General features: G+C 70.9%; 9 protein-coding genes. 4 read left to right on the forward strand and 5 right to left on the reverse strand.

Going from position 1 to position 10,040, the window contains the following annotated elements:
* Positions 1-19: 19 nt before the first annotated feature.
* Complete coding sequence (locus Q8A52_RS03655; protein WP_316748689.1) at positions 20-916, reverse strand: aldo/keto reductase; 897 nt, start codon at positions 914-916, stop codon at positions 20-22.
* Position 917: 1 nt separating this feature from the next.
* Positions 918-1,862, reverse strand: coding sequence for an NAD-dependent epimerase/dehydratase family protein (locus Q8A52_RS03660; protein ID WP_316748691.1), 945 nt, complete (start codon positions 1,860-1,862; stop codon positions 918-920).
* 45 nt (positions 1,863-1,907) lie between these two features.
* Here Q8A52_RS03660 and Q8A52_RS03665 point away from each other — a divergent pair, with 45 nt between their 5' ends.
* The 4 genes from Q8A52_RS03665 to Q8A52_RS03680 all read left to right on the forward strand — a co-directional run bounded on the left by Q8A52_RS03665 (position 1,908) and on the right by Q8A52_RS03680 (position 5,660).
* Positions 1,908-2,429 carry an Lrp/AsnC family transcriptional regulator gene (locus Q8A52_RS03665; protein WP_316748694.1) on the forward strand — a complete coding sequence of 174 codons (522 nt, stop codon included), beginning with the start codon at positions 1,908-1,910 and terminating at the stop codon, positions 2,427-2,429.
* Between the two features lie 29 nt (positions 2,430-2,458).
* Positions 2,459-2,887: a MerR family transcriptional regulator gene (locus Q8A52_RS03670; protein WP_316748696.1), complete on the forward strand. Its 429-nt coding sequence runs from the start codon at positions 2,459-2,461 to the stop codon at positions 2,885-2,887.
* Positions 2,884-3,216 carry a thioredoxin family protein gene (locus Q8A52_RS03675; RefSeq protein WP_316748699.1) on the forward strand — a complete coding sequence of 111 codons (333 nt, stop codon included), beginning with the start codon at positions 2,884-2,886 and terminating at the stop codon, positions 3,214-3,216. Before Q8A52_RS03670 ends, Q8A52_RS03675 begins: the two co-directional genes overlap by 4 nt.
* 137 nt (positions 3,217-3,353) lie before the next feature.
* Complete coding sequence (locus Q8A52_RS03680; RefSeq protein ID WP_316748700.1) at positions 3,354-5,660, forward strand: HelD family protein; 2,307 nt, start codon at positions 3,354-3,356, stop codon at positions 5,658-5,660.
* On the opposite strand, the gene glgB is transcribed toward Q8A52_RS03680, so the two are convergent.
* From glgB to Q8A52_RS03695, 3 genes are all read right to left on the reverse strand, one after another.
* The gene (gene glgB, locus Q8A52_RS03685; RefSeq protein WP_316748702.1) at positions 5,635-8,136 is read right to left on the reverse strand and encodes a 1,4-alpha-glucan branching enzyme; all 2,502 of its coding nucleotides are present in this window, start codon (positions 8,134-8,136) and stop codon (positions 5,635-5,637) included. The genes Q8A52_RS03680 and glgB overlap by 26 nt on opposite strands.
* 27 nt (positions 8,137-8,163) lie before the next feature.
* Positions 8,164-9,564, reverse strand: a complete 1,401-nt coding sequence (locus tag Q8A52_RS03690) for a maltokinase N-terminal cap-like domain-containing protein (RefSeq protein WP_316748704.1) — start codon at positions 9,562-9,564, stop codon at positions 8,164-8,166.
* An 87-nt stretch (positions 9,565-9,651) separates the two neighbouring features.
* The coding region (locus Q8A52_RS03695) for an alpha-glucosidase C-terminal domain-containing protein (RefSeq protein WP_316748705.1) at positions 9,652-10,040 on the reverse strand (389 nt) is incomplete at its 5' end.

Genomic DNA, 10,040 nt, shown 5'->3' on the forward strand with positions numbered 1-10,040 from the left:
CGACGGCTCGCCGGACCCCTCAGCGGGCCGTCGTGACCGATGCGTCCAGCCGGGTCAGCTCGGTTGCGTCGAGCAGCAGGTCCGCGGCGGCTGCCGAGTCCCGGATCGTGTCCGGGCGGCTCGCTCCCGGGATCGGGACGACGGTCGGCGCCTTGGCCGAGAGCCAGGCCAGGCAGACCTGCTGGGGGCTCACCCCGCGCTCCTCGGCCACCGCGTGGAAGGCGCCGAAGCGCACCTCGCCGGTCGTCCTCGACGGCCCGTCCAGGGAGCTGCGGGAGATGCCGCCGAGCGGGCTCCAGGGGAGGAACGCCAGCCCAAGCTCCGCGCACAGCCGCAGCTCGGCCTCGCTGTCCCGGACGGCGGGCGAGTACTGGTTCTGCACCGAGACCAGACGGTCACCGAGGATCCGGCGGGCGGCGCGGATCTGCTCCACGTCCGTGTTGGAGACGCCGGCCAGCCGGATCTTGCCCTCGTCGAGCAGCTCGCGCAGCGCGCCGACCGACTCCTCGAACGGGACCGCCGGATCCGGCTTGTGCAGCTGGTAGAGCCCGATCGCCGCCACCCCGAGTCGCTTCAGCGAGGCCTCCGCGGCCGCCCTGAGATGGCGCGGCGAGCCGGTCACCGTCCAGCTGCCGTCGGCCGGTCTGCCGCGGCCGCCCTTCGTCGCCACCAGCACGTCTTCCTTGTCGCCGCCGTAGGTCGCGAGCGCGCGGGCGACGAGGAGTTCGTTGTGGCCGGGCTCGTCTCCGGGCAGATGGTACGAGTCCGCCGTGTCCAGCAGGGTCACGCCCGCGTCGAGCGCCGCGTGCACGGTGGCCACCGCGCGCGCCTCGTCCGGGCGGCCCTCGATGGACAGGGGCATGGCGCCGAGTCCGACCGCGCTCACCCGCAGGTCGCCAAGGGTGCGGTAGCGCATGTCAGGCGTCCTTTCCCAGCGTCTCGGCCACGGCCCGCGGAAGCCATCGGCGCGCCTTGTCGAAGCCGAAACCGAGCCGCGCGGCACGGGAGTTGTCCATCCCGTAGGAGCGGAAGAAGGAGAAGGGGGAGACCTCACCGACCTCCACCTCCCGGAAGACGGTCCGGCCGCCGGGCAGATGCGCGGCCACCGCCTCGCACAGCTCCTCGGTCGTCAGCGTCCCGTGGGAGGCGGCGTTGACCGGCCCCGTGAAGTCCTCGCCCGCCGCCCAGAACAGGAAGTCGGCGATCTCCTCGACGTGGATGTAGGTCGCCGGGTGGTTCACGACGGGTACGAGGACCGGCTCGCCGGTGCGGATGCGGTCCGCGTAGTGCTGGAGGCGTCCCGTGAAGTCGTCGTTCCCGCCCAGCACATGGGCCACCCGGACGGAGACGAAGGGGAAGGCCGGCTCCGTCGCGAACACCGCCTCCGCCTGCCGCTTGCCCTCGCCGTAGTGCGCGTCCAGGAACTCCGGCTCGTCCCAGGGCAGTTCTGGGTCGACGGAGACGGTGAGCGGATCGACGTCCGTCTCGTGCACCGGTGCGACCGAGTCCTCGTACTCGTACACCTCTACCGTCGAGGTCATCACGTAGCGACGGGTGCGCCCCGTGAAGACCCGGCGGGCGATCGCCGCCTGGCGCGGGGTGTAGCAGACCTGGTCGACGACCACGTCGAAGGTGCGGGAGCCCAGCGCCTCGGTCAGCGACTTCTCGTCATTCCGGTCCGCGACCAGGTGGGTCGCACCGGCAGGCGGGGCGGAGGAGCCTCGGTTGAGGACCGTGACCCGGTCTCCGGCCGCCAGCAGACGCGCGATCAGCCGCTTGCCGAAATAGCGGTTGCCGCCGATGACCAATACCTCGCGCTCCCGCGCCTCTCGTGCCACTCGTACCTCTCGGTCATTTCCCATGGCCATAATTCTCCTGTTGCACCAGGGAAGCCTGAAGGGGGAGACATGGGAGTTCCGGCCGCGACACCGAAAGAACCACGGCATCTGCGCCCCGCCGCCGACGAAACATCGGTAGCCTTCGATGTGCTGGACCGGCAGATCCTCGAACTGCTCCAGACCGACGGCCGTATCAAGCTGAGCGAGCTGGGCCGCCGGGTCCGGCTCAGCCCGGCGGCGGTCACCGAGCGGGTACGGCGGCTGGAAGCGGCCGGCGCGATCACGGGGTATGGCGCCCAGGTCGCCCCGGCCCGCCTCGGCTACGGCATCCAGGCCTTCATCCGGGTCGATCCACACGGCGGTTACACCCTGAAACACCCCCGCACCCTGGAACTGCTCGACCGCCCCGAGGTCATCGAGGTCCACCACGTGGTCGGCGAGGACTGCTGGATCCTCAAGGTGGCCGTGACGGACACCGTCCACCTGGAGGACGTCCTGGAACAGACCTCGGCGCTGGGCCGTACCACCACGTCGATCGTGCTGTCCTCCCCGGTGCCGCGCAAACCGCTGCTCCCGCCGGCCTTGCCCTGACGCCGACGTCAACCCCTACGGTCGTACCCATGCGAATCGGCGAGCTGGCCGCACGGGCCGGGACCACCACGCGGGCGCTGCGGTACTACGAGTCGCGGGGGCTGCTGCCCGCGCGGCGCGACGACAAGGGGTACCGGTCGTACGACGAGGCGGACCTCCGGCTGCTCACCCAGATACGGACCCTGCAGGACTTCGGGTTCGACCTGGAGGAGACGCGGCCGTTCGTGGAGTGTCTGCGGGCCGGGCACCCGGAGGGCGACTCGTGCCCCGCCTCGCTCGTGGTCTACCGGCGCAAGCTGGACGAGCTCGACGCGCTCATCGGGGAGCTGCGGGCGGTGCGGGAGAAGGTCGCCGGGCAGTTGGACCGGGCCGAGCAGGCGCGGGGCAGGCTGGCCGCCGAAGCGCTGGTTCCGGGAGGTCCGGAGCCCCTGTGCGAACTGGGAGGGCAGGAGCGTTGATCAAGGCGGACGGTGTGACCGAGGTGACGGACGCGGACTTCGCGGCGGAGGTGCTCGGCTCGGATCTGCCCGTACTGGTGGAGTTCACCGCGGACTGGTGCCCGCCGTGCCGGCAGATGGGGCCGGTGCTCAAGGCCATCGCCTTCGAGGAGGGCGACCGGCTGAAGGTCGTGCAGCTGGACGTGGACACCAACCCGTTGACCACCAACGCGTACAAGGTGCTGTCGATGCCGACGTTCATGGTGTTCCGCGCCGGTGAACCCGTGAAGGCGATGGTCGGAGCGCGTCCCCGGCGCAGGCTCCTGGAGGAGCTCTCCGACGTACTGTAAAGCGCCGGGCCCGCAAAAAATCCCCCGAGTAATTGCGCTCGGGGGATTTCTGTGCGTATATTCAATGGTTCGCGACTTCAAGTGAATTGAGGCGCGGTGAAGTTCAGTGAGCACAGTATATCCGGGCGGGAGTGGAATTGTCAAACACCGAATTTCCGGACGATGAATTGCGGCGCGAGCAGGAATTCATCGACGGACTGTACGCGCGCGTCGACGCCCTGCGCGGCGACACCGAGGTCTCCGTCGCGGACGCCCTCGCGCAGGGTGACAAGCCCATGCAGGCCCGGCTGGAGCGGGACATCCTGGTCGCCGAGCGGTCCGGGCTGCTCGCCGCGCTGAACGCCGTGGACGGCTCGCTCTGCTTCGGCCGCATCGACCTGTCCCCCAAGCTCTCAACTTCGTTCGAGCAGGGGGGACCCCCATCCGGTACCAGCCACCACATCGGCCGTATCGGCCTGCGCACCGACGACGCCGAGCGCACACCGGTCCTCATCGACTGGCGGGCCGACGTCGCCCGCCCCTTCTATCTGGCCACCGGACACACCCCGCTGGGGCTGCGCCGGCGCCGGCACATCGCCACCGACGGGCGCCGGGTCACCTCCCTGCACGATGAGATCCTCGACCTCGGCGACGTCACCCGCACCGGTCACGAGGACCCCTCCGGGGACGCCGTGCTCCTGGCCGCGCTCAACTCCGCGCGCACCGGCCGGATGAACGACATCGTGCAGACCATCCAGGCCGAGCAGGACGAGATCATCCGGGCGCCGCACCGCGGGGTCCTGGTGGTGGAGGGCGGACCCGGCACCGGCAAGACGGCGGTGGCGCTGCACCGCGCCGCGTATCTCCTCTACGAGCACCGGGAGCTGCTCGCCAAGCGGGCCGTCCTGATCGTCGGCCCCAACCCCGCCTTCCTCGGCTACATCGGCGAGGTGCTGCCTTCACTGGGTGAGACGGGCGTACTCCTCGCGACGGTCGGGGAACTGTTCCCCGGCGTGAAGGCGACGGCGACCGACAGCCGCGCGGCGGCCGCGATCAAGGGCCGTGCCGACATGGCGGACGTGCTCGCCGAGGTCGTACGGGACTGGCAGTCGCTGCCCGACCCGGTGATCGCGATCGAGCACGACCGCGAGATCCTGATGCTCGACGACGGCCTGGTGAAGGTGGCCCGTGAGCGCACCCGTGCCGCCCGGCTGCCGCACAACGTCGCCCGCGAGCACTTCGAGGGTCACATCCTCAACACCCTCACCGACATGGTGGCCGAACGCATCGGCACCGACCCGTACGACGGAACGAACCTCCTCGACCCCAGCGACATCACCCAGATCCGCGACGAGCTCGCCGAGAATCCCGAAGTGTGGGCCGCCATCGACCAGTTGTGGCCGCGCCTGACGCCGCAGCGGCTGCTCGCGGACTTCCTCGCCGACCCCGTGGGATACCTCTCGGACGAGGACGCGGCCACGATCCGCCGCCCGACCACACGGGCGTGGACGGTGGCGGACGTACCGCTGCTCGACGAGGCGGCCGAACTGCTCGGTGTCGACGAACGGTTGGCGCGGGCGCGGGCGGAGCGAGAGCGGGAGACCCAGGTGGCCTATGCCCAGGGCGTCCTCGACGTCTCGTACGCCTCGCGGACGTACGAGTTCGAGGACAAGGAGGACGGTGATCCCGACGGCTCGGAGGTCCTGTCCGCGCACGACATCATCGACGCCGAGCGGTTCGCCGAGCGCCACGAGGAGGAAGACCACCGCAGCGCCGCCGAGCGCGCGGCGGCCGACCGGACCTGGGCGTTCGGGCACATCATCGTCGACGAGGCGCAGGAGCTGTCGCCGATGGCGTGGCGGCTGCTGATGCGGCGCAGCCCGACCCGCTCGATGACCCTGGTCGGCGACCCGGTGCAGACCGCGGAGGCGGCGGGCGTCGGCTCCTGGCAGAAGATCCTCGAACCCTACGTCGAGGACCGCTGGGAGCACACCCGCCTGGGCGTCAACTACCGGACCCCGGCAGAGATCATGGAGGTCGCGGCGGCCGTGGTGCGCGCCGAGGACCCCGGGTTCGAGCCGCCGAGTTCGGTGCGGTCGACGGGCGTACGGCCGTGGGTGCGCGCGACCGACGACCTGCCGGGCGCCGTGGCCGAGGCGGTGAAGGAACTGACCCCCGACGAGGGCCGGCTCGCCGTCATCGCCCCGCGTCACCTGCACCGGAAGCTGGCCGCACGGCTGGACGGGGTGACGGCGGGCGCCGAGCCCGACCTGACGCGGACCGTCGTGCTTCTCGATCCGCGCCAGGCCAAGGGCCTGGAGTTCGACTCGGTCCTGGTGGTGGAGCCGGGCAGCTATGGAACCAGCGACCTGTACGTGGCCCTGACCAGAGCGACACAGCGGCTCGGCGTGCTGCACAAGGGCGCGCTGCCCGAAGGGCTCAGGCAGGCCGCAGCCACACCGTAGCCAGTGGAGGCAGAGTCAGCCGGATGCTCGCGGGGCGGCCGTGTGCCCCCTGCGGCTCCGGTTTGACCGGGTCGGGGTTGGTGACTTCGCCGCCGCCGTACCTCCCGATGTCCGTGTTGAGGGTTTCGTGCCAGGCGGGGACGTCCCCGGGGACGCCGAGGCGGTAGTCGTGGCGGACCACCGGGGAGAAGTTCGACACCGACAGGAGGGGGCTGCCCTCGGCGTCCAGCCTCAGGAAGGCGAAGACGTTGTCGTCCGTGGCGTCGCCGACGATCCACTCGAAGCCGGCCGGGTCGGTGTCCCGCTGCCACAGGGCCGGGGTCGCCCGGTAGACGGTGTTGAGGTCGCGGACCAGGTCGCGGATGCCGCGGTGGTCGGACTCGGCACCGTACGCCGGGTCCAGCAGCCACCAGTCGGGGCCGTGAGCCTCCGACCACTCGGCGCCCTGGGCGAACTCCTGCCCCATGAAGAGGAGTTGCTTGCCCGGGTGGGCCCACATGAAGCCCAGGTACGCACGGTGGTTGGCCCGCTGCTGCCACCAGTCGCCCGGCATCTTCGACACCAGTGAACGCTTGCCGTGGACGACCTCGTCGTGGGAGATGGGCAGGACGTAGTTCTCGCTGTACGCGTACACCATCGAGAAGGTCATCTCGTGGTGGTGGAACCTGCGGTGCACCGGCTCGTGCTGCACGTACTCCAGCGAGTCGTGCATCCAGCCCATGTTCCACTTCAGCCCGAAGCCCAGACCGCCGAAGCCGCTCGGGCCCCTGTGGTGCGTCGGGCGCGTCACGCCGTCCCAGGCGGTCGACTCCTCGGCGATGGTCACGACGCCCGGACTGCGCCGGTACACGGTCGCGTTCATCTCCTGCAGGAACGCCACCGCGTCCAGGTTCTCCCGGCCCCCGTGCTCGTTCGGCGACCACTGGCCCGGCTCACGGGAGTAGTCGAGGTAGAGCATCGAGGCGACGGCATCGACCCGCAGGCCGTCTATGTGGAACTCCTCGCACCAGTACACGGCGTTGGCCACCAGGAAGTTGCGCACCTCGCGGCGGCCGAAGTCGAACTCCAGCGTGCCCCAGTCGGGATGCGCGGCACGCAACGGGTCCTCGTGCTCGTACAGCGGACGCCCGTCGAACTCCGCCAACGCCCAGTCGTCCCGCGGGAAATGCGCCGGCACCCAGTCCATCAGCACACCGATGCCCGCCCGGTGGAGGGCGTCGACCAGGTACTTGAAGTCGTCCGGGGTGCCCAGCCGGGCGGTGGGGGCGTAGAAGCCGGTGACCTGGTAGCCCCAGGAGCCGCCGAAGGGGTGCTCGGCGACCGGCATCAGTTCGACGTGGGTGAAGCCCAGGTCCTTGACGTACGCGGGCAGCTGGTCGGCCAGTTGACGGTAGGTCAGGCCGGGGCGCCAGGAGGCGAGGTGGATCTCGTACACCGAGAACGGTGCCTCGTGCACCGGAGTGTCCGCTCGGTGCGCCATCCACTCCGTGTCGCCCCACTCGTACCGCGAGGCGTGCACGATGGAGGAGGTGTTCGGCGGCGCCTCGGTGCGGCGGGCCAGCGGGTCGGCGCGCAGGGTCCGGGAGCCGTCCGGACGGGTGATCTCGAACTTGTAGAGCTCGCCCTCGCCGATGCCCGGCACGAACAGCTCCCACACTCCCGAGGAGCCCAGTGACCGCATGGGGTGTCCCGTGCCGTCCCAGAAGTTGAAGCCACCGGCCAGCCGTACGCCCCGCGCGTTCGGCGCCCACACCGAGAAGCGGGTGCCGGCCACGCCCTGGTGCGTCATCGGCTCGGCGCCCAGCGCCTGCCACAGCTGCTCGTGCCGGCCCTCGCCGATCAGATGCAGATCGAGGTCACCGAGGGTGGGCAGGAAGCGGTACGCGTCCTCGGTCTCCTGCACCGTCTCGTCGTACGCCACCAGCAGCCGGTACTCCGGGACCCCGATCAGGGGCAGCAGCCCGGAGAAGAAGCCGTCGCCGTCGTCGTGCAGTTCGGCCCGCAGACTGCCCGACACCACCGTGACGGACCGGGCGAACGGACGCAGGGCCCGGACGGCGACCCCGCCGGGCACCGCGTGGGCGCCGAGGACGGAGTGCGGGTCGTGGTGCGTGCCGTGGAGCAGCCGCTCGCGGTCGGCGGCATCCATGGCGGGGGACACGGCGGCTTCGGCGGGAGCGGCGGCCGTCTTCGTGACCGCCTTCTTCGAGGAAGGCTTCTCGGCGGAGGCCCTCGTCGCCGGGGCTTTCCCGGCTGCGGCCTTCTTGGCCGTCGTCTTCTTGGCAGTGGCCTTCTTCGTGCCGGCCTTCGTCGTGGTCTCCTTCGCGTCGGCCGCCTTCTTGGCCGCTGCCTTCCCGGCCGCTGCCGTCTCGGCCGTCCCGGCCGACGTCCCGGCCGTTTTCTTCGCTGTCTTCTTGGCCGCCGTCTTCTTTGGATTCTTCGGATCCGAACCGCTGGACGGGGGGCTGGGGGTCACGGACGAGCCTCCTGGGCGAGGGTGAGGTCAGAGCTGGTCGGACGTGGCGAGGCGGTGTACCGCCGACATCGGTACGGGGAGCCAGTCGGGGCGGTGGCGGGCCTCGTAGACGACCTCGTAGACCGCCTTGTCGGTCTCGTGGGCCCGCAGCAGTACGGGATCGGTGCGCGGGTCGCGCCCGGCGACCTCGGCGTACCCGGAGCAGTACGCGGCGCGGCACGAGGCCGCCCAGCCCGGGGCCGGCGGGGTCGTCGAGTGCGCCGCGTAGTCGAAGGAGCGGAGCATCCCCGCGATGTCCCGCACCGTCGGCTGCGGCATGCGCCGCTCGGCCAGCGGGCGGGCCGGTTCGCCCTCGAAGTCGATCAGCGACCACTGCCCGGAGGGCGAGCGCAGACACTGGCCGAGGTGCAGATCGCCGTGGACGCGCTGGGCGGTCCAGGTACGGCCCTCGGCGGCCAGATCGGCCAGCGCCTCGTAGGCGGAGCGCAGCCCCGGCTCGTACGGGCCCAACGTCGGTACCGCTTGTACGGCCGCTTCCAGCCGCTCGACCATGCCGTCCACCAGGAGCCGCAGCTGAACATGGCCCAGGGTGGCGGTGGGGAGCGCGCGGGCGAGTGCCGTGTGCACCTCGGCGGTGGCCCGGCCCAGCGCCCGGGCCTCGGCGGTGAAGTCCTCGCCCTTGGCCAGCTCGCGCAGGGCCAGCTCCCAGCCGTCCGTCGCACCCCGCACGAACGGCTGGAGCACGGCGAGGACATAGGGCTCCTGGGCGGGCTCGGCGGTGTCGGCCAGCAGCCACGCCGTCGGCGCGGGCACCCGGGCGCAGCCCTCGTGGGCCAGGGCCAGCGGTATCTCGAGGTCGGGGTTGACGCCGGGGACGATCCGGCGCAGCAGCTTCAGTATGAACGTATCGCCGTAGACGACCGAGGAGTTGGACTGCTCCGCGGTTATCAGGCGGGCCACCAGGCCGTCGCGTATCTCCTGGCGTCCGTCCCGCTCGAAGCGAAGCCCGCCGATGCGGGCCTGGGTGCGCAGGGCCTCCAAGAGCACTTCGGCGGGCCGGGGGTCGTACAGGGCGTCGTACACCGTGCGTCCGGCGAGCGGCCCTTCCTCCACGTGTCCGATCAGCGCGGGCGCCAGCCGCGGCGGCAGCGCCTCGCGCACGCCTATCAGGAGCTGGTAGCAGTCGCCGGGGTGGACCGCGGCGCCCAGGACGGGCGGCTGATGGGCACGGACGAGCAGATGGTGCAGGCCCAGCCTGCCGTCGGACGGCAGCAGTTCGGTGGCCGAGACCAGGGAGAAGCCGGTGACCGGGCGCCCCTTGCCCGCGAACCACCGCTGCCTCGGCAGCCACTCGCGCAGCGGTGGATCGAGCGACGCGAGGATGTGGCCAGGACTTGTCGTGCCGGAGGGTGTGACCGTTTCCGCCATGGCGTCACGTCCTTTCCCCGGGGCGTCGGGGTGTTACTGATGGGTGCCCCGGGTGGGGCAGGGGAAACCGCCTCACCCGGGGGTGGACTATGCGGTTTCCCTGCGGAGCCGGAACCAGTAGAAGCCGTGCCCCGCCAGGGTCAGCAGATACGGCAGTTCGCCGATCGCCGGGAAGCGCACCCCGCCGAACAGCTCGACCGGATGCCTTCCGTTGAACCGCCGCAGGTCCAGCTCCGTCGGCTGTGCGAAACGGGAGAAGTTGTGCACGCACAGGACCAGATCGTCCTCGTACTCCCGCAGGAACGCGATCACCGCCGGGTTCGACGACTGGAGCTCGGTATAGGACCCCAGTCCGAAGGCGGGGTTCTGCTTGCGGATCTCGATCATGCGGCGGGTCCAGTGCAGGAGGCTGGACGGGGAGGACATGGAGGCCTCGACGTTGGTGACCTGGTAGCCGTAGACCGGGTCCATGATCG

This window comes from Streptomyces herbicida, assembly GCF_032656585.1.
Lineage (GTDB): Bacteria > Actinomycetota > Actinomycetes > Streptomycetales > Streptomycetaceae > Streptomyces > Streptomyces herbicida.